Below are 253 nucleotides of genomic sequence, written 5' to 3'. Positions count from 1 at the left end.
CCCCCCCCCCCCCCCCCCCCCCCCCCCCCCCCCCCCCCCCCCCCCCCCCCCCCTTTTTCAAGCAGAAGACGGCATACGCGATCGCGCCTAGAGTCTCGTGGGCTCGGAGATGTGTATAAGAGACAGGCCAAGGCCTGGTCCGAGCGCTTCCTGAAGCGTCACGGTGCGGCGCCGAACGACAGCCAGGCCGGCGTCTACTCGGCGGTGACGCATTACCTCAAGGCGGTCCAGGCCGCCGGCACCGACGAATCCT

Annotated in this window: 1 pseudogene; it reads left to right on the top strand. The window is 70.8% G+C overall.

What is annotated here, in order from left to right:
* Window positions 1–132: 132 nt before the first annotated feature.
* Window positions 133–253: pseudogene (locus JHD80_RS29030) on the top strand (ABC transporter substrate-binding protein); the annotation flags it as partial.

Origin of the sequence: Allobosea sp. ASV33 (genome assembly GCF_016428755.1) — a bacterium.
GTDB lineage: Bacteria > Pseudomonadota > Alphaproteobacteria > Rhizobiales > Beijerinckiaceae > Allobosea.
Note: the sequence above shows the minus strand (reverse complement) of the source record. Positions and strands in the feature narration are given on the sequence as shown.